The organism is Streptomyces sp. V4I2 (assembly GCF_030817655.1).
GTDB lineage: Bacteria > Actinomycetota > Actinomycetes > Streptomycetales > Streptomycetaceae > Streptomyces > Streptomyces plumbiresistens.
Genome location: NZ_JAUSZM010000003.1, coordinates 3,740,881 through 3,758,501 on the forward strand (window position 1 = coordinate 3,740,881; position 17,621 = coordinate 3,758,501).

Annotated in this window: 18 protein-coding genes; 12 read left to right on the forward strand and 6 right to left on the reverse strand. The window is 71.7% G+C overall.

Annotation, left to right across the window (positions count from 1 at the left end; genetic code table 11):
* Nucleotides 1–339 precede the first annotated feature (339 nt).
* Together QFZ76_RS17820 and QFZ76_RS17825 are read left to right on the forward strand one after the other, a co-directional pair.
* A complete protein-coding gene (locus QFZ76_RS17820) occupies nt 340–870 on the forward strand; it encodes a hypothetical protein (RefSeq protein ID WP_307674668.1) in 531 nt (176 codons plus the stop codon).
* A gap of 113 nt (nt 871–983) precedes the next feature.
* A complete protein-coding gene (locus QFZ76_RS17825; protein WP_307674669.1) occupies nt 984–1,604 on the forward strand; it encodes a class F sortase in 621 nt (206 codons plus the stop codon).
* Here the strand turns inward: QFZ76_RS17825 and QFZ76_RS17830 are convergent.
* Nucleotides 1,542–1,919 (reverse strand): helix-turn-helix domain-containing protein, encoded by a 378-nt coding sequence (locus QFZ76_RS17830; protein ID WP_307674670.1) that lies wholly within the window; start codon nt 1,917–1,919, stop codon nt 1,542–1,544. The genes QFZ76_RS17825 and QFZ76_RS17830 overlap by 63 nt on opposite strands.
* A 99-nt stretch (nt 1,920–2,018) precedes the next feature.
* On the opposite strand from QFZ76_RS17830, the gene QFZ76_RS17835 reads away from it, so the two are divergent.
* The 4 genes from QFZ76_RS17835 to nirD all read left to right on the forward strand — a co-directional run bounded on the left by QFZ76_RS17835 (nt 2,019) and on the right by nirD (nt 7,594).
* Nucleotides 2,019–2,912, forward strand: a complete 894-nt coding sequence (locus QFZ76_RS17835) for an NAD(P)-dependent oxidoreductase (protein ID WP_307674671.1) — start codon at nt 2,019–2,021, stop codon at nt 2,910–2,912.
* A gap of 490 nt (nt 2,913–3,402) precedes the next feature.
* On the forward strand, nt 3,403–4,617 hold the full coding sequence (locus QFZ76_RS17840; RefSeq protein ID WP_266439812.1) for an NAD(P)/FAD-dependent oxidoreductase: 1,215 nt from the start codon (nt 3,403–3,405) through the stop codon (nt 4,615–4,617).
* Entirely contained in the window at nt 4,617–7,247 is a 2,631-nt protein-coding gene (gene nirB, locus QFZ76_RS17845) for a nitrite reductase large subunit NirB (protein WP_307674672.1), read from the forward strand. The genes QFZ76_RS17840 and nirB overlap by 1 nt, the downstream gene beginning before the upstream one ends.
* Nucleotides 7,244–7,594, forward strand: coding sequence for a nitrite reductase small subunit NirD (gene nirD, locus QFZ76_RS17850; RefSeq protein ID WP_307674673.1), 351 nt, complete (start codon nt 7,244–7,246; stop codon nt 7,592–7,594). Before nirB ends, nirD begins: the two co-directional genes overlap by 4 nt.
* A 5-nt stretch (nt 7,595–7,599) precedes the next feature.
* Here the strand turns inward: nirD and QFZ76_RS17855 are convergent, their stop codons facing one another.
* The 3 genes from QFZ76_RS17855 to QFZ76_RS17865 are packed head-to-tail and all read right to left on the reverse strand — an operon-like array spanning nt 7,600 to nt 10,864.
* Nucleotides 7,600–8,526 carry an oxidoreductase gene (locus QFZ76_RS17855; RefSeq protein ID WP_307674674.1) on the reverse strand — a complete coding sequence of 309 codons (927 nt, stop codon included), beginning with the start codon at nt 8,524–8,526 and terminating at the stop codon, nt 7,600–7,602.
* A 32-nt stretch (nt 8,527–8,558) separates the two neighbouring features.
* Entirely contained in the window at nt 8,559–10,262 is a 1,704-nt protein-coding gene (locus tag QFZ76_RS17860) for a SulP family inorganic anion transporter (RefSeq protein WP_307674675.1), read from the reverse strand.
* Nucleotides 10,259–10,864: a carbonic anhydrase gene (locus QFZ76_RS17865; protein WP_307674676.1), complete on the reverse strand. Its 606-nt coding sequence runs from the start codon at nt 10,862–10,864 to the stop codon at nt 10,259–10,261. The genes QFZ76_RS17860 and QFZ76_RS17865 overlap by 4 nt, the downstream gene beginning before the upstream one ends.
* A gap of 192 nt (nt 10,865–11,056) precedes the next feature.
* On the opposite strand from QFZ76_RS17865, the gene QFZ76_RS17870 reads away from it, so the two are divergent.
* The 6 genes from QFZ76_RS17870 (at nt 11,057) to QFZ76_RS17895 (ending at nt 16,104) form a co-directional block, all read left to right on the forward strand.
* Entirely contained in the window at nt 11,057–11,956 is a 900-nt protein-coding gene (locus QFZ76_RS17870; protein ID WP_307674677.1) for a response regulator transcription factor, read from the forward strand.
* Complete coding sequence (locus QFZ76_RS17875; RefSeq protein ID WP_307674678.1) at nt 11,953–13,476, forward strand: HAMP domain-containing sensor histidine kinase; 1,524 nt, start codon at nt 11,953–11,955, stop codon at nt 13,474–13,476. Before QFZ76_RS17870 ends, QFZ76_RS17875 begins: the two co-directional genes overlap by 4 nt.
* Before the next feature lie 68 nt (nt 13,477–13,544).
* On the forward strand, nt 13,545–14,705 hold the full coding sequence (locus QFZ76_RS17880; protein ID WP_307674679.1) for an alkaline phosphatase PhoX: 1,161 nt from the start codon (nt 13,545–13,547) through the stop codon (nt 14,703–14,705).
* 259 nt (nt 14,706–14,964) lie between these two features.
* The gene (locus tag QFZ76_RS17885; protein ID WP_307680049.1) at nt 14,965–15,408 is read left to right on the forward strand and encodes an excalibur calcium-binding domain-containing protein; all 444 of its coding nucleotides are present in this window, start codon (nt 14,965–14,967) and stop codon (nt 15,406–15,408) included.
* A gap of 70 nt (nt 15,409–15,478) precedes the next feature.
* On the forward strand, nt 15,479–15,952 hold the full coding sequence (locus QFZ76_RS17890) for an excalibur calcium-binding domain-containing protein (protein WP_307674680.1): 474 nt from the start codon (nt 15,479–15,481) through the stop codon (nt 15,950–15,952).
* 56 nt (nt 15,953–16,008) lie between these two features.
* Nucleotides 16,009–16,104 (forward strand): DUF3418 domain-containing protein, encoded by a 96-nt coding sequence (locus tag QFZ76_RS17895; RefSeq protein ID WP_307674681.1) that lies wholly within the window; start codon nt 16,009–16,011, stop codon nt 16,102–16,104.
* Nucleotides 16,105–16,110: 6 nt separating this feature from the next.
* On the opposite strand, the gene QFZ76_RS17900 is transcribed toward QFZ76_RS17895, so the two are convergent.
* Nucleotides 16,111–16,830: a DinB family protein gene (locus QFZ76_RS17900; RefSeq protein WP_307674682.1), complete on the reverse strand. Its 720-nt coding sequence runs from the start codon at nt 16,828–16,830 to the stop codon at nt 16,111–16,113.
* A complete protein-coding gene (locus QFZ76_RS17905) occupies nt 16,827–17,426 on the reverse strand; it encodes a DinB family protein (RefSeq protein ID WP_307674683.1) in 600 nt (199 codons plus the stop codon). The genes QFZ76_RS17900 and QFZ76_RS17905 overlap by 4 nt, the downstream gene beginning before the upstream one ends.
* Nucleotides 17,427–17,621: the final 195 nt, after the last annotated feature.

Consider the following 17,621-nt stretch of genomic DNA (forward strand, 5'->3'; position numbering starts at 1 on the left):
CCCGTGACCGGCACCCCTGACCGGCACCAGGACCAGCGCGAGCAAAGCGGCCGCAACCGCTCTGCCGATTTTCACGGCAATTCGGCCGGACGGATGCCGAGACCGCCCCGGTCACCCGTTCACACCCCCGCCCTGCACCCTTCGGGTTCTTTTCCCGTCATGCCCGCCTCGCGTCGATGACCTGCTGAAACAGCGACCGTGACCCTCCGCCCGAGCTCCGCCTGACACCCATTCACCCTATTTCTGACGCCCCCTCAGGAAGCGGTCTCGGCCCGGTGCCAGTTACCTCGGAAGGGCAGCGCCCCACCGAAGTGCACCGCAGAGCTCGAGGGAGCACCGATGCGACGTACCGCCCGTCTGCTGTCCGGTACCGCGTTCGCCGTCGCCGTCGCAGGCCTCGGCGCCACGCCCGCGTACGGCGGCGGCAGCGGCGATACCGGCGGCCTGGAGGTCTACCCGTCCTCCGCCGTGCCGGGCGGACAGGTCACGGTGAACACGGCGGAGTGCGGGGACGGCGGTTCGGCGGCGGGCGAAGCCGGCGCGGTGGGCGCCGGTACGTTCACGCTCGCGCCCAGCACGCACGAGGGCGACGCGATCGGGCAGTTCCGGGTGCCGCCGAGCGCGCAGCCGGGGACGTACGAGATCGTCGCGACGTGCGCGGAGGACGGCCGGCTGGTCACGGGCGACCTGGCCGTGACGCTGACGTCCGCGCGCGAGCCGGTGGCGCCGCGGGGAAGTGTGAAGACGGGGGTCGGCGGCGCACTGGGCCCCGACCCCGTACAGACCGCGGCCGGCGTGGCGGCTCTCGCCGTCGCCGCCGCGGGCGGTACCTGGCTCCTGCATCGCCGGGCGAGAGGCGACGGGATCTGACGGACACCCTCCGCTGTCCGTCCGCCGGTACCGCAAGCCCCCTCCCCCTCCGGGTCCGACGCCCCTCGCGGCCCGGAGGGGGAACGGGTCCGTTCAGGAGAGAGAGCATCGCCATGCGCAGACTCGGCAACGCCGCGATAGCGACCGTCACCGCCGCGGCCCTGTGCTCCGGTGCGTGGCTGCTGCGCAGCGGCGCCGAGACGCACGCGCCGCCGCAGCCGGCCGCGGCCGAGGCCCGCGTCGACCCGGGCGCCCGGGGCTCCGCCGCGCCCGCGCTGCCGCCCTCCCCGCCCGACCGGATCCGCATCCCCTCGATCCGCGTGAACGCTCCCCTGACGGGCCTCGGCCTCACCGCGTCCGGCAGCCTCGACGTCCCGCCCGCCGCGCGCAGGAACCTCGCCGGCTGGTACGAGGCGGGCACCACTCCCGGCGAGCGGGGCACCGCGATCGTCGCGGGCCACGTCGACAACGCCGACGGCCCCGCCGTCTTCTACCGCCTCGGCGCGCTGAGGAAGGGCGCGGTCATCGAGGTCGACCGGCGTGACGGAGACGTCGCCGTCTTCACCGTGGACACCGTCGAGGTCTACGACGCGAAGGACTTCCCCGACGAGAAGGTGTACGGGGCGGCGGCGCGGCCGGAGCTGCGGGTGATCACGTGCGGCGGCGGCTACTCACGGAGCACCGGCTATCAGGGGAACGTCGTCGTCTTCGCGCACCTCACCGGCAGCCGCTGAGCCGCCCAGTACGTTCACCCGCCCCCACGCGCCCAGGGGCGCCAGCGCCGCGTTCAGCGCAGCGCCCCGAGGTGTCAGCGAGTACTCGACGCGCGGCGGCACCTCGTCGAACGCCTCCCGGTGCACGATGCCGTCCGCCTCCAGTTGCCGCAGGTGTGCCGCGAGGACCTTCTCCGTCACACCGGGCAGCTCGCCGAAGCGGCACGGCCGCACACTCAGCGCCCACAGGATCAGCACCTTCCACTTGCCGCCGATCACGTCCATCGCCGCGTCGACCCCGCAGACGTACGCCCCCGGCCGCCGTACGGTCACCATGCCGCCCCCTCCTCCTGCCTGGACCCTTTCCCACCGGTAACCACCCACTCCGAAGTACGTACTTGAGCAGGCGGTCCCCCCGCGACGAGCCTAAACGCCATGACTGACAACGCAGCCGCCCAGACCGGCCCCACCCCCCTCACTCTCCTGGGCACCGGAGCCATGGGCACCGCCCTCGCCCGCGCCTGGCTCACCGCCGGGCATCCCGTCACCGTCTGGAACCGCTCCCCCGCCCGCGCCGAGGCCCTGGCCGCCGAGGGTGCGACCGTCGCCGCGAGTGCCGCCGACGCGGTGGCCGCCAACCGGCTCGTGGTGGCCTGTCTCCTCGACGACGCCTCCGTGGGCGAGGCCCTCGACGCGGCCGACCTGACCGGCCGGGACCTGGTGAACCTCACCACCGGGACGCCCGCACAGGGACGGTCCCGCGCCACTTGGGCCGAGGCTCGCGGGGCCCGCTTCCTGGACGGCGGGATCATGGCCGTACCCCCGATGATCGGTGCCGCGGGCTCCGGGGCGTACGTCTTCTACAGCGGTTCCGCGGCCCTCTTCGAGGAGCACCGGGCCACCCTCGCCGTCCCGGCCGGCACCACGTACGTCGGCGCGGACCCGGGTTTCGCCGCGCTGCACGACGTGGCGCTGCTGAGCGCGATGGGCGGGATGTTCGCGGGCATCACGCACGCCTTCGCGCTGATCCGCCCGGAGGACATCGCCCCGAAGGACTTCGCGCCGCTCCTCGTGTCCTGGCTCACCGCGATGGCGCCCATGGCCCACCAGGCGGCCGACCAGCTGGAGAGCGGCGACTACGGGAAGGACGTCGTCTCCAACCTGGCCATGCAGGTCGCGGGCAACGCGACCCTGCTGCGCACGGCCGAGGAGCAGGGCGTGAGCGTCGAGCTGCTCTCCCCTTACATGGACCTGATGGAGCGCCGCCTGGCGGGCGGGCACGGGGACGAGGGCACCACCGGGCTGATCGAACTCCTCGCGGGCCGCTGAGCCGGTGCGGCGGACGGCCCCTGGGCCACCCACTGCTCGTACGCCACGTGCGGTGGCGGGCTGCCAGTGGGACGCACGCCACACCACCGGCTCGGTGAGCCTCCCGTACGCGGTTCGGCGCCGGTTCTCCGGCACCGAACCGCTTCCCCGGCCGCCTCCGGATCCGTACGACGGCCCTGCCGCGAGCCGGCGCCCCGGGCGGCCGAACCGGGACGTTCCGGGCACCGCCCCTCCTCCGTCCCCCCGCGCGTGAGCTGGTGAAACCCGCCGCTCCCGGCGCAGGCCGGCCCCGGTCGTAGACGATGGCGACTGCACGGAACCGGGGGATGCGGCCGCCCCGGCCCGTCCCCGCCGTACCGGGCCTCACAGCGCACCCCCGGCGCCCGTCCCGAACCCTCACAACCATCCCCCGCCCCCGCTGAGGGCAGCGTTCCCCGCGGGAAACAGACGTGATGCGGCCGGGTAACACCGGCACCGCACGCTCCTAGGCATGACCTCGAATACGCGTGTGGTGGTGATCGGCGCCGGGCTCGCGGGCGTCCGTCTCGCCCGGCGGCTCGGTGAGCTCGGCGTTCCCGTGACGCTCATCGGCGAGGAGGAGCACCGGCCCTACAACCGGGTCCTGCTCGCCGAAGTGCTGGCCGGCCGCTACAGCCCCGACGTGATCGCCCTCCCGGCGCCCGCGGAACTGACGCGCGCCCGGGTCACCGGCATCGACCGGGCCGGGCGGACCGTGGAGTGCGCGGACGGCACGAAGATCGCATACGACACGCTGGTCCTGGCCACCGGCTCCAACCCCGTGCTCCCGCCCCTGCGCGGCCTGTTCAGCCCCGACCACGTGCTGCCCGAGGGCGTCCACGCCTTCCGCACGATGGACGACTGCCTGGGCCTGTCCAAGGCGGTACGTCCGGGTGTGAAGGCGGTCGTCATCGGCGGCGGGCTCCTCGGGGTGTCCGCGGCCCGTGCGCTCGCCCTGCGCGGCGCCCAGGTCGTCCTCGCCCAGCAGTCCGAGCGGCTCATGGAGCGCCAGCTCGACCCGTCCGCCTCCAAGCTGGTCCGGCGCCACCTCACCGACCTCGGCGTGGAGATCCACACCGAGTGCCGGGTCCGGGACGTGCGCTGCGTCGGCGGCGCGGTCCGCTCGGTGGAGATGTCCGACGGGTACGCCCTCGACGCCGACCTCGTGGTCCTGGCCTGCGGGGTCCACCCGCGCGTGGGCCTCGCCCAGATCTCCGGCCTCGACGTCCGCAAGGGCGTCGTGGTCGACGACGAACTGCGCACCTCCGACCCGCACATCCGGGCGATCGGCGACTGCGCACAGCACGACGGCACGGTGTACGGACTGGCCACTCCCGCGCTGGAACAGGCGGATGTGCTGGCCGAGTCGCTCGCCGGCCGGGCGAACGCCCGCTACACCGGCACCCGTTCGCTGACCCGACTCACCCTCACCGGGCAGACCGCCTTCGACCTCGCCGCGTTCGGCGAGACCGAGGCCCTCCCCGGTGACGACGTCGTGCAGCTCACCGACGCGACCCGAGGCACGTACCGCAAGGTCGTCGTCCGCGACGACCGCCTGGTCGGCGGGGTCCTCGTCGGCGAACTGGGCACCGTCGGCGCTCTTGCCCGCGCCTGGGAGGGAGCAGAGCCGCTCCCCGCCGACGGTGCCCCCTTGCTCCACCTGCTCACCAACGATGGAGGCTCCTGATGTCCACGACCGCACTTGTGGGGAACGGCCCCCGCCCCACGATCGTGCTCGTCGGCCATGGCATGGTCGGCCAGCGCTTCCTCGAAGCGCTCGCCGAGCGCGGCCTGACCGCCACGCACCGCGTGGTCGTGCTGTGCGAGGAGCCGCGTCCCGCGTACGACCGTGTGGCGCTCACCTCGTACTTCTCGGGCAAGACGCCCGAGGACCTGTCCATGACGGACATGCAGTTCATCGCCGACCACGGGATCGAGCTGTACGTCGGTGACCCGGCGGAGACGATCGACCGCGAGGCGAGGAAGGTGACCGCCCGCTCGGGCCTGGTCGTCGACTACGACGTGCTGGTCCTCGCCACCGGCTCGTACCCCTTCGTCCCGCCCGTCCCCAACAAGGACGCCGAGGGCTGCTTCGTCTACCGCACCATCGAGGACCTCCTCGCCATCGAGGAGTACGCCAAGTCCAGGGCGACGACGGGCGCGGTGGTCGGCGGCGGTCTGCTCGGCCTGGAGGCCGCGGGCGCGCTCAAGGGCCTCGGGCTCAACGCCCACATCGTGGAGTTCGCGCCCCGCCTGATGCCGGTGCAGGTCGACGAGGGCGGCGGCGCCGCGCTGCTGCGCACCATCGCGGACATGGGTCTGAGCGTCCACACCGGCGTCGGCACCCAGGAGATCGTGGTGGGCGAGGACGGCGCGGTCACCGGCATGAAGCTGTCCGACGGCTCCGAACTCGCCGCCGACATGGTGGTGTTCTCCGCCGGTGTCCGCCCCCGCGACCAGCTGGCCCGCGAGAGCGGTCTGACGGTCGGCGAGCGCGGCGGCATCAGCGTCGACGAGCAGTGCCGCACGGTGAACGACCCGCACGTCTTCGCGATCGGCGAGTGCGCGCTGGCCTCCGACGGCCGGGTGTACGGCCTGGTCGCCCCCGGTTACGAGCAGGCCGAGACGGCCGCCGCGACCATCGCCGCCGACGAGGCCTCCTTCACCGGCGCGGACCTGTCCACCAAGCTGAAGCTGCTCGGCGTGGACGTGGCGTCCTTCGGCGACGCGCACGGCACCACCGAGGACTGCCTCGACGTCGTCTACTCCGACTCCCGCGCCGGCCTGTACAAGAAGCTGGTCATCGGCCGCGACGGCACGCTGCTCGGCGGCATCCTGGTCGGCGACGCGGAGGCGTACGGCACGCTGCGCGCGTTCACCGGGTCGGTCCCGCCGGTCTCCCCCGAGTCGCTGGTCCTGCCCGCCGGATCCGGTGAGAGCGTCCAGCTCGGCCCGTCGGCGCTGCCGGACGAGGCGATCATCTGTTCCTGCCACAACGTGTCCAAGGGCACGATCCGCGGCGCGGTCACCGACCATCAGTGCACGACCGTTCCCGAGGTCAAGAAGTGCACCAAGGCCGGCACGGGCTGCGGATCCTGCGTCAAGGTCCTCGGCCAGCTGGTCACCGCCGAGCTGGAGGCCAGCGGCGTCGAGGTCGACAAGGGCCTGTGCGGCTGCTTCTCGCAGACCCGCGAGGAGCTGTACGAGATCGTCCTCGCCCTGCGCATCAACACCTACCAGGACCTCCTGGACCGCTACGGCCGTGACGGTGCCAAGGGCGGCGACGGCTGCGAGGTCTGCAAGCCGACGGTGGGCTCGATCATCGCCTCCCTCGCCCCGACGATCGGCGCGAGCAACTACGTCCTGGAGGGCGAGCAGGCGGCGCTGCAGGACAGCAACGACCACTTCCTCGCCAACCTCCAGAAGAACGGCTCGTACTCGGTCGTCCCCCGTATCCCCGGCGGCGAGATCACCCCCGAGGGCCTGATCGTCATCGGTGAGATCGCCCGCGACTTCGGCCTCTACACGAAGATCACCGGCGGCCAGCGGATCGACATGTTCGGCGCCCGCGTCGAGCAGCTCCCGCTGATCTGGGCCCGGCTGGTGGACGCCGGCTTCGAGTCCGGCCACGCCTACGGCAAGGCCCTGCGCACGGTGAAGTCCTGCGTCGGCCAGACCTGGTGCCGCTACGGCGTCCAGGACTCCGTCCGCATGGCGATCGACCTGGAGCTGCGCTACCGGGGCCTGCGCTCCCCGCACAAGCTCAAGTCGGCGGTGTCGGGCTGCGCCCGCGAGTGCGCCGAGGCCCAGTCGAAGGACTTCGGCATCATCGCCACCTCCAACGGCTGGAACCTGTACGTCGGCGGCAACGGCGGCGCCACCCCGCGCCACGCGGACCTGCTGGCCCAGGACCTCACCGACGCCGAACTGATCAAGCTGATCGACCGGTTCCTGATGTTCTACATCCGCACGGCCGACCGCCTGGAGCGCACGTCGACCTGGCTGGAGCGGATCCCCGGCGGCCTGGACCACGTCCGGGACGTGGTGGTGGAGGACTCCCTCGGCATCTGCGAGGAGCTGGAGTCCCTGATGGCGGACCACGTGTCGCACTACCGCGACGAGTGGGCGACGACCATCAACGACCCCGAGAAGCTCTCCCGGTTCGTCTCCTTCGTGAACGCGCCCGACACCCCGGACCCGGTCGTCGGCTTCGTCCCCGAGCGCGACCAGATCAAGCCCGACCTGCCGCTGCTGTCCATCGGCATGCGCCCCAGTGAGAACCCGGCAGACGTCCTGGAAGGAAGCGCCCAGCGATGACCCTGGCACCCGAGACGACCGACCTGAAGGTCCAACTGAGGCTGGCCGACAGCTGGTTCACGGTCTGCGACCTGACCGTGCTGCTGCCGGGCCGCGGAGTGGCCGCCCTGCTGCCCGACGGCCACCAGGTCGCCCTCTTCCGCGACCGCGCCGGCACCCTCTACGCCATCGACAACCGCGACCCGTTCAACGGCGCGGCGGTCCTCTCCCGCGGCCTGATCGGCTCCCACCAGGGCCGGCCCTTCGTCGCCTCACCCCTGCTGAAGCAGCGCTTCGACCTGGCGTCGGGGCAGTGCCTGGACGACGAGTCGGTGCGGATCGCGACGTACGAGGTGCGTACCTCGTAGCGTGCTCACACCTTCAGCCGGTCGTACGTCACGCCCGTCAGCTCCTCCGAGGCGGTCCACAGCCGTTCCCCCGCCCGGTCGTCGACCGTCCACGGTGCTCGCCAGGACGGTGCGGGCGACCCGCGCCAGCCGGCGAACGCGGGCCCGGTGAAGGAGTCGGGGCGGACCTCGGGCGCGGTCGCGGCGTAGAGCGTGGGCAGGGCGCCCGCCTCGGCGGACTGGGCGAAGAAGCGGTTGCCGATCTGCATGAACCGCTCGCTCACCCTGCGGCCGGACATCCGGGCGCCCTCCGTCTGGAGGTTGGTGGCGGCGTACCCGGGGTGCGCCGCCGCCGCGACGAGGTCCGAGCCGTGGGCCGGGAGCCTGCGCGCGAGTTCGTGCGTGAAGAGCAGGTTGGCGGTCTTGGAGCGGGCGTAGGCGATCCAACGCCGGTACCGGCGCTCGCTGTTGAGGTCCGTGATGTCGATGTTGGCCACCGAGTGCATGGTGCTGGAGACGGTCACGACGCGCGCCCCGGGCGTACCGAGCAGCGTGGGCAGCAGCAGCCCGGTGAGCGCGAAGTGCCCGAGGTGGTTGACGCCGAACTGCGTCTCGAACCCGTCCGCGGTCGTCCCGTACGGCAGCGCCATCACGCCCGCGTTGTTGACGAGCAGGTCGAGCCGGTCGTACGGGAAGGCGGCCGCGAACCGCCGTACGGAGGCGAGGTCCCCGAGGTCGAGCCGCCCGAACTCCACCTCGGCGCCCGGCACTTCGGCGGCCATCCGGTCCCCGGCCTCGGTGCCGCGCGCCTCGCTCCGGCAGGCGAGCACCACCCGGGCGCCCCGGCGGGCCAGCTCGCGCGCGGTGACGTACCCGAGGCCGCTGTTGGCCCCGGTGACGACGGCGACACGGCCGTCCTGGTCGGGGATGTCCTTCTCGGTCCAGCCGGCCATGGCCGACCCTCCCTCCGGTGACGGGGTCGGGTTCAGCCTACGAGCGGGGGGCGCTCCAGGTAATCGTCCGGGAGTGGCCGCGTGTCCAGGTAGAACCATTCGGCGCCGGGGCCGGGGCCTGGAGCGGACGCCGCGGGTTCGGGGGCCCGGGGCGCGGTCTCGGTTGTCCGGGGCTCGGTCTCGGTGGCCGGCTGCTTCGCCGGGCCCGGCATCAGGAGCTCCACCCGTACGCCGTTTCCTCGCTGCTGGGCGGTGAACTCCTCCACCTGGTTGCGGCAGGCGTGGTCCAGATGGGTCACGCCGGTCAGGTCCAGGCGGATGCGGGGTCTGCCCGAGGCCGCCGCGGCCTCCAGCGCCTCGATGACCTTCGGCAGGCGCAGGAAGGTCGCGTTGCCGGCCATGACGACCTTGGCGGTGTCCTCGTCGAGGTGCTGGCGGATCACGGTCTGCGACATCCGCAGCGCGGCCAGCACGATCCCGGCGGCGAGCCCGACGAGTACGCCCTCCAGCAGCGCGGTCGCCACGATGACCAGCGTGGTGAGGGTCATCACCGCGAACTCGCCCCGGTCCTGGCGCCACATCTTCGGGAACTCCTCCGGCGCGAACAGCTTCCAGCCGCTGTGCACCAGCACCCCGGCGAGCACCGAGATCGGGATCAGCGCCAGGACCTGCGGCAGCAGCAGCGCGAAGGCGAGCAGCCACAGGCCGTGCAGGGTCCGGGAGAGCCGGGTCTTGGCGCCGGCCTGGACGTTCGCCGAACTGCGCGCGACGACGGCCGTGACGGGCAGGGCCCCGAGCACGCCCGCGACCGTGTTCCCGGCGCCCTGGGCGATGAGTTCGGTGTTGTACCGGGTGCGCGGACCGCTGTGCATACGGTCCACCGCGGCCGCCGTGAACAGGCTCTCCGCGGAGGCGATGACCGTGAAGGTGAGGATCGACGTGATGATCGCCGCGTCGGCGAGCCCCGCGAACTGCTCCCCGCCGGGCACGCTCACAGCGGCGAGCAGGTTGCCGACCTGGAGGGTCTTCACGTCCACGCCGGGCAGCGCGGCGACCGCGATGCCGATGCCCACGGCGACCAGCGCGGCCGGGATCTTCTTGACCGGCCCCGGCACCTTCTTCCACACGAAGCTCAGCACGACGGTGACCACCCCGAGCAGCACCGCGATCATCGCCTGCCGGTCGGTGAGGATGTCGGCGAACAGCCCCGGGATCCCGGCCATGTTCTCGATCGGCGTGCCGGGCGCCTTGCCGTCGGCCATGGGATACACCTGGCTGAACATCAGCGGCAGTCCGATGCCGGCCAGCATGCCCTGGACGACGGCGAGGGAGATCGCCTGGAACATCCGGCCCAGCCGTACGACGCCGAGGACGATCTGCAGGATCCCGGACCCCAGCACGATCACGCCGAGCATGGCCACCCCGTGCTCGGCGACGGTCTCCGCGACCAGCGCGGCCAGCCCCGCGGCCGGCCCGCTGACCTGGAGCGTGCTGCCCCGCACCGCGCCGACCACCAGCCCGCCGATCACCCCGGAGATGATCCCCAGCTCGGCCGGGACGCCCGAGGCGACGGCGACGCCGATGCACAGGGGCAGGGCGACGAGGAAGACGACGAGGGAGGCGGTGATCTCGGTGCCGAGGTCGGCTTTCGGGCCGGTGGGCCTCGGACCTGTGCTGCTTGGGCCGGTGGACTTGGGGAAGGCGGCACCCCGGCCCCGCGCGTGCACCCCGCTCATCCGGCGTGCACCCGGAAACGACCGTCCTCGTCGAGCTCGTACACCCGCCCGGTGTCGACCTCGTAGTACCAGCCGTGCAGCCGCAGCCCGCCCGCGTCCAGCCGCTGCCGTACCGACGGGTGACTCCGCAGCGCGGCCAGCTGGTTGACGACGTTGCGCTGTGCCACCTCGGACAGCGCCGGATCGTCGGAGGCGCCGGCGAGCGTCGGAGCCAGCTCCGGGCGGGCCACCTCCAGCCAGGCGCCCACGCCGGGCAGCGCGGCCAGGTCGTCGCCGGACTTCAGCGCGCCCATCGCCCCGCAGTGTGAGTGACCGCACACCACGACGTCCTGAACCCCGAGCACCTCCAGTGCGTACTCGATGGTGGCGGCCTCACCACCGGCCCCGTACTGCCCGTACGACGGCACGATATTGCCCGCGTTGCGCAGCTCGAATATCTCTCCGGGCCGGGCGCCCGTGATGAGCGCGGGTATCACCCGAGAGTCCGAGCAGGTAATGAAGAGCGCCTCGGGATATTGCCCCTCGGCCAGTTTCCGGTATTCGTCGTGCTCGAATTCGACCCGCTGCGTGAACGCGCGGGCACGGTCCAGTAGAGCCTTCAACGATGCCTCCTCGATGGGAAGTTCAGCCAGGTCACCACACCGTAGAGGGGCGCGGAACAGTGGAAGGTTAAGTAACAGCCAGAGCGCGGACAGGAATTGAACATTTCTTGTCCGGACTCCGCACAAGCGCTGTCATCTTGTAACGTGTCGACTCCAGAGCGCGAAAATCGAATTCACGGAGAGACGGGACGCATGGGCCTACGAGTGCTGCTCATCGAGGACGACGCGACAATCGCCGAACCGCTCACCGAAGGTCTCGGCCACTTCGGGCTGACGGTCGACCACGTCGCCACCGGCACCGACGGCCTGAGAGGCCCGTACGGCGATGTCGTCCTGCTCGACCTCGGGCTGCCGGACATGGACGGCATCGACGTCTGCCGCGGCATCCGGCAGGTCTCCGACGTCCCCATCGTCATCCTCAGCGCCCGCGGGGAGGAGGCGGACCGGGTACTGGGCCTGGAGCTGGGCGCCGACGACTATCTGGCGAAACCGTTCAGCATGCGGGAGCTGGTGGCACGGGTGCGGGCGGTGACCCGGCGGACGCAGCGGACGCAGGTGGGGGTGGGGGTGGAGCCGGGGTCGATGCCGATGCCGATGTCTGTGTCGATGCCGGTGTCTGCGCCGGTGTCTGCGCCGGTGTCGTCGTACGACCGCGCGCCGGGCCCGTCGTACGACTTCGCGTCGGCCCCGTCGTACGAACCTCTGCCGCCGACGTCGTACGAGCAACCCGTCTCAGCCCCAGCCCCAGACCCAGACCCGGCCTCAACCCCCTCGCCCGACCCAGGCCCGCTCGTCGTCGACCGCCGCACCCGGCAGGTCTGGGTCGGCGAGACCCAGGTCGCGCTCACTCCCAAGGAGTTCGAGCTGCTGGCGCTGCTCACCGAGGATCCGGGCGCGGTCTACTCCCGGCAGCAGATTCTCGACCGGGTCTGGGACCCGCACTACGAGGGCCCGACCAAGACCCTCGACGTCCATGTCGCCTCACTACGACGGAAGTTGGGCCACCCGGCATGGATCCGGACACTGCGCGGGGTCGGCTTCCGGCTGTCGGTGCACGGGGAGCCGAACGATCCGCAACAGGGCCCGACATGACCCGCCGCCTCCTGTTCAGCTACCTCACGCTCGCCGCGCTCGTCCTGCTCTGCCTGGAGATACCGCTCGGCTTCGTGTACTCGCGGGGCGAGCGGGATCGGGTGGTCAACGCGGCGAAGGACGAGGCCGAGTCGGTCGCCGCGTACGCCGCGCTGTCCCTCGCCGCCGGCCGCGCCGAGCGGGACCTGCCCGCCCGGGTGAGCCACTGCGCCGAGCGCATCGGCGGCAAGGTGGTGGTCGTCGACGACACGGGCGCGCCCCTCGCCACCTCGCACCCCCTGAGCGCCGACGCGTCCCGCGCGCTGATGTCCCGCCCGGGGATCGCGGCCGCCCTGCACGGCAGCTCCACGGAGGACGTCCGCACCTCCACCATCGGCGGAGTGGAGTACCTGTCGGTCGCCGCGCCCGTGGGCCAGGGCGTACGACCTGAGGGTGCGGTATGGCTCACGGTCCCGACCCGGATGGTGCACGAACGCGTCCACCACGTATGGATGTTGCTCGCCGCGGGCGGACTCGGCGTCCTCACCGCGGTCACCTTCGTCGGCTTCGGCATCGCCCGCTGGACGGGCCGCCCCATCCGCGAACTGGAGCGCGCGACCCATGAGTTGGCCGAGGGCGGCCGCGCGGAGCCGGTGACCGTCACCAAGGGCCCGCCCGAAGTCCGCAGACTCGCCGCCGCGTTCAACCGTACGGCCGCTCGTCTCGCCCATCTCCTCGACTCCCAGCACGCGTTCGCCGGCGAGGCCTCGCACCAGCTCAAGACCCCGCTCGCCGCCCTGCGCCTGCGCCTTGAGAACCTGGAACCGAATGTCGCCGCCCGCGGCCGGGGCAGCCTCACCGCCGCCGTCACCGAGACCGACCGGCTCTCCCGCATGGTCGAGGGCCTGCTCGCGATGGCACGGCTGGAGGAACACGCGGCCACCCCCGGCCCGGTCGACGTGGGCGAGGTCTGCGCGGAACGCCACCGTACCTGGGCCCCGCTCTTCGACCGGCAGAACGTCTCCCTGGTCCTGTTCGCGGGCAGCGTGGGCCCGGTGCTTGCCCTGCCGGGGTCCGTCGAGCAGATCCTGGACAACCTCCTCTCCAACGCCCTGCGGGCCTCCCCGCCCGCCACCACCGTCACCATCGAGCTCCGCCTCCACGTCCCACCCCGCCGCGCCCTGCGCGACGCCCGCCCCTGCTGGGTCGACCTCCACATCACCGACGAGGGTCCCGGCATGACGGCCGAGCAACGCGCCCGCGCCTTCGACCGCTTCTGGCGCGCACCGGGCGCCCCCAAGGGCGGTACGGGCCTCGGCCTCGCCCTCGTCCAGCGGCTCGCCCACGCGAGCGGCGGCGAGGCGAGCCTGCGCGCGGCGGCGACGGGCGGGGTGGACGCGGTGGTGCGGCTGCCGTCGGCGGAGGCAGCGTCGGGGGTCCAGCGAGGCGGGCGCGAGGTACTGGCGCTGCACGTCGCTGGTCATCTGCACCGCGCTCCCGCTTCACAGCCCGTGCACAGCGATTCCACCCCGCGCACCTAGGGTCCGTGACCGCGCGACCCCGCCGCCGACCGGTGGCGGGCCGGTCACGACACACCCTTGGAGCAAGCGTGGAACGTCGAACCCTCCTGCGCGCGGCCGTCCTCGGCGGGTCCTCCGCCGCCCTCGGCGGAACCCTGTGGCGAGGCGCCGCCTACGCCGCGCCCGCCCAGCCCGGAGCCGGCCCCTACGGAGCGCTCGGCTCCCCCGACGCCAACGGCATCAGACTCCCCAGCGGCTTCACCAGCCGGGTCATCGCCCGCTCCGGCCAGACGGTCACCGGAACCTCGTACACCTGGCACAACGCCCCCGACGGCGGCGCCTGTTACGTGGACGGCACCGGCTGGATCTACGTCTCCAACTCGGAGATCAACCCGTCGGGCGGTGCGAGCGCGGTGAAGTTCTCGTCGACGGGCACGATCACGGGCGCGTACCGCATCCTGGCCGGTACCCGCCAGAACTGCGCGGGCGGCAAGACCCCGTGGAACACGTGGCTGTCCTGCGAGGAGGTGTCGCTGGGCTACGTCTACGAGACGGACCCCTGGGGCGTCCAGTCGGCCACCCGCCGGGACGCGATGGGCCGCTTCAAGCACGAGGCGGCCGCCGCGGACCCGGTGCGCAGGGTGATCTACCTGACCGAGGACGAGACGAACGGCCGCTTCTACCGCTTCGTACCGACGACCTGGGGCGACCTCTCCTCCGGCACCCTCCAGGTCATGGTCGCCGGCACCGCCACGTCGGGCTCCTTCACCTGGGCGAACGTCCCCGACCCGGACGGCTCCCCCACCACGACCCGCACCCAGGTCTCCGGCTCGAAGTCCTTCAACGGCGGCGAGGGCTGCTACTACGCCAACGACACGGTCTGGTTCACCACGAAGGGCGACAACCGGGTCTGGCAGCTCAACCTGACGACGAATACGTACGAGTTGGCGTACGACGACTCTCTGGTCACAGGCGGCACCGCCCCGCTCACGGGCGTCGACAACATCACCGGCACCACCTCGGGCGACCTCTTCGTCGCGGAGGACGGCGGCAACATGGAGATCTGCGTCATCACACCGGCCGACGTGATCGCCCCGTTCCTCCGCATCGACGGCCAGTCGGGCTCGGAGATAACGGGCCCGGCGTTCTCCCCCGACGGCACACGGCTGTACTTCTCCAGCCAGCGGGGGACGAGCGGGAGTTCGTCGGGCGGGATCACGTACGAGGTGAAGGGCCCGTTCCGGGCCTAGCGCGCCGAGTCGCCGGGCACCCAGGAGGTGCGCCCGGCGGCCAGGGCCGGCGGTACATATGCGGAGAGCTACCGTCCGGTCACGTCACGTTCGCATCACGGGCCCTCCATATCTCCACCACACCAGTGGCCCCTCACTAGGTTCGTCACCTCATATCCGGCCGATCGCACCTTCTGGATCACAAGCGCTCAGACAAGCGGATATCGCCATGAACCCGAACGTGAACGTGAACGTGAAACTGAACCCGGAAGGACCCTCCGTGAACCTGTTCCGCAAGCCCGGCGCCATCGCCGTCGCCGCGCTGGCACTGGCCGCCCTCCCCTCCACCGCCGCGGCTCACGACGGCACTCACCCGTTCAAGAACTGCAGCGAGGCGTACGCCAACGGGCACTCCGACATCCCCGAGGACGACGAGCACTACGGTTCCCACCTGGACCGCGACGGGGACGGCATCGGCTGCGACCAGCCCCCCGCCGACTTCGTCCCCGCCGAGGACGAGGGAGCCGACGAGGGCGCGGCCGCTCCGGCCGAGGACACGTCCACCGATGCCGCGGCACAGGACCCGGACCTGGCCGAGACCGGAGGCGACGACAGCACCGCGTACCTCGCGGCCGGCGGCGCGACGGTTCTGCTCGCAGGCGGCGGCCTGCTCCTGGCCGCCCGCAGGCGCCGCGCCACCCCGCCCGGTCCGATCACAAAATGAACACGTAACCCACACAACCGGGAGCCCAGCAATACGGTCATCTCCTCACGTAGCACCTATGGGGGACGACATGAGCAGCCCGTACAACCACCCGACCCACCCGACCCACCCGATGCCGCCGACCCCTTCCGGCCCCGCTCCCAAGTGGGCCCGGAAGCGGTACGTACTGCCCGCCCTCGCCCTGGCCCTCTTCATCGGCGTAGGCATAGGCAGCGGCGACACCACGAAGACGACCGACGCCAAGCCCGCCGCCAAACCGCAGCCGACGGTCACCGTGACGACAACGGCCACCGCGCCCGAGCCGGAGCCGGAGCCGGCGCGCACCATCACGGCCACGGAAACGGTGAAGGTCAAAGTCACCAGAACGGTCACAGCGCAGCCGGCGGCAGGCAGCGACGACGGTTCTTCCGAGGCGGACACGGACGTCTACTACGAGAACTGCACCGCGGTCCGAGCCGCCGGCGCCGCCCCCATCCGCCGCGGCGAACCCGGCTACGCCTCCCACCTCGACCGCGACAACGACGGCGTGGCCTGCGACACGTGAGCCGTCAATAGGCAGGCGTCGAGGAGACCAGGGAAGCGGATGTCGGTGCCCGCCGGATGCTCGAGAAGTACCGCGTCCAGCTCTGGGCCCAGCAGCTCGGCACCGCGCAGACGGTCGGCGATGCCCGCATCCGCGAGATGCTGAGTCCGTAGCCGGCCCTACTCAGCGTCCTGTGCCTCTATCAGGTCGAGGTCGCGGACGCAGAAGCCGTGGTGCTCGAAGGTCTCGTTGAGCACCGTGCCGAGGCACTGCCGCACCGAGCGGCCCCGGGCGTACGGCGGCCAGACATCGTCGTCGGGCACCGGCGCTCGCGCTGCGAGCCGCACAGCGGTGACCTCGTCGAGCCAGGCCTCGAGCTCGGCGGCCTGTGCGTCACGCACGCTCACGATCTCGTCGAGGGCCGGATCGAGCGAGAGGTCAAGCCCGTGCGCTCCACGGTAGGGCTCGACGGTCGTCCCGATGCCCATCGGCGTGAACAGCTCCGTCGAGCCCAGGCAGCAGCGGCGGAACCACGAGTCGTGGACGAAGACCAGGTGGCGCATCGTCTGCACCGCCGACCACTCGTCGTTCACGCTGCGGCGCTCGATGCCGGGCGTACGGCGGATTCGCTCGATCGTGGCGGTCCAGCCGGCATGGAGCTGACGCGATGCCTCGCGCAGATCGGCAGGGTCCTCGGAGCGGATCAGCACCCGCACCGGATGACGCCGGTCGAGCTCTGCCTCGACGTACTCGGTGACCTCGACACCGTTCACCACGAGGTTGGTGATGAGCCCGTCGATCACGGCATCCTGCATGACGACGCCGATCAGGCGTGCCCCGGTCAGGTCGCACTCGCGGAACTCCGCACCGTGCAGATCCTCGTCGGCATACCGCGTCATGCTCCGCATACTAAAGCCTTCATTGGTGCGGCCGACCTGGCAGCCTGCTCGATCTTCGCGCAGTGGGCTGCACGGGCTTCCTCGTCGATCTGCTTCTCGTTTTCGGCACGTACCCCGGTCCGGCCGTCGAGGCCCTCGCGCAGGATATCGGCGTGCCCGGCATGCCGGATGGACTCGCCGAGGACATGGACCATGATGGCGAACAGGTTCGTGTTGGGATAAGGCTCCGGCCACCACGGCACGTGGCCGGGGGCGTCGAGGGGAAGCTCGTTGATCGTCGCGTCCGAGTGTTCCCACGTGCGCCGGTAGAACCCGATGATCTGATCGCGGGTCTCGTCCTGGGTCGCCCACATATCGCTGCCGTTGTGGTCCTGCCACCGGGGCAGCGGTTCCGGGGATGGGCGGTCGAAGACCTCGCCGAAGTACCTGGCCTCGACGGTGGCCACGTGTTTGACCAGGCCGAGGAGGTTGGTCCCGGTCGCTGTCAAAGGTCGGCGGGCGTCGTATTCGGACAAGCCGTCGAGTTTCCAGAGCAGCGCCTTGCGGTCCCGCCGCAGTCTCCCGTGCAGGTTGTCTTTCGCGAATTCATCGATCATGCGGCATGAGCCTGCCATGGGCTGCTCGTGGTCTCAAGATCCCGTACGTCGTCCGCAACGACTGGCAGAGACCAACGCCAGCAAACGCCATGTGCCCTGCTCAGCCGCGTAGCTTGACAGTCTCCGCAGATGATGCGGGAGAGGGCGGCACCCCCGCACAGGGTGCCGCCCTCTCTTCGTGATCCGGAACCGCCG

What these genes read in the sequence shown, in the direction of transcription:
- QFZ76_RS17835 (WP_307674671.1), top strand. Translation starts at nt 2,019, where the DNA reads ATGACTGACAACGCAGCCGCCCAGACCGGCCCCACCCCCCTCACTCTC.
- nirB (WP_307674672.1), top strand. Translation starts at nt 4,617, where the DNA reads ATGTCCACGACCGCACTTGTGGGGAACGGCCCCCGCCCCACGATCGTG.
- QFZ76_RS17855 (WP_307674674.1), bottom strand. Translation starts at nt 8,526, where the DNA reads ATGGCCGGCTGGACCGAGAAGGACATCCCCGACCAGGACGGCCGTGTC.
- nirD (WP_307674673.1), top strand. Translation starts at nt 7,244, where the DNA reads ATGACCCTGGCACCCGAGACGACCGACCTGAAGGTCCAACTGAGGCTG.
- QFZ76_RS17860 (WP_307674675.1), bottom strand. Translation starts at nt 10,262, where the DNA reads ATGAGCGGGGTGCACGCGCGGGGCCGGGGTGCCGCCTTCCCCAAGTCC.
- QFZ76_RS17900 (WP_307674682.1), bottom strand. Translation starts at nt 16,830, where the DNA reads ATGACGCGGTATGCCGACGAGGATCTGCACGGTGCGGAGTTCCGCGAG.
- QFZ76_RS17830 (WP_307674670.1), bottom strand. Translation starts at nt 1,919, where the DNA reads ATGGTGACCGTACGGCGGCCGGGGGCGTACGTCTGCGGGGTCGACGCG.
- QFZ76_RS17870 (WP_307674677.1), top strand. Translation starts at nt 11,057, where the DNA reads ATGGGCCTACGAGTGCTGCTCATCGAGGACGACGCGACAATCGCCGAA.
- QFZ76_RS17820 (WP_307674668.1), top strand. Translation starts at nt 340, where the DNA reads ATGCGACGTACCGCCCGTCTGCTGTCCGGTACCGCGTTCGCCGTCGCC.
- QFZ76_RS17840 (WP_266439812.1), top strand. Translation starts at nt 3,403, where the DNA reads ATGACCTCGAATACGCGTGTGGTGGTGATCGGCGCCGGGCTCGCGGGC.
- QFZ76_RS17875 (WP_307674678.1), top strand. Translation starts at nt 11,953, where the DNA reads ATGACCCGCCGCCTCCTGTTCAGCTACCTCACGCTCGCCGCGCTCGTC.
- QFZ76_RS17890 (WP_307674680.1), top strand. Translation starts at nt 15,479, where the DNA reads ATGAGCAGCCCGTACAACCACCCGACCCACCCGACCCACCCGATGCCG.
- QFZ76_RS17905 (WP_307674683.1), bottom strand. Translation starts at nt 17,426, where the DNA reads ATGATCGATGAATTCGCGAAAGACAACCTGCACGGGAGACTGCGGCGG.
- QFZ76_RS17895 (WP_307674681.1), top strand. Translation starts at nt 16,009, where the DNA reads ATGCTCGAGAAGTACCGCGTCCAGCTCTGGGCCCAGCAGCTCGGCACC.
- QFZ76_RS17825 (WP_307674669.1), top strand. Translation starts at nt 984, where the DNA reads ATGCGCAGACTCGGCAACGCCGCGATAGCGACCGTCACCGCCGCGGCC.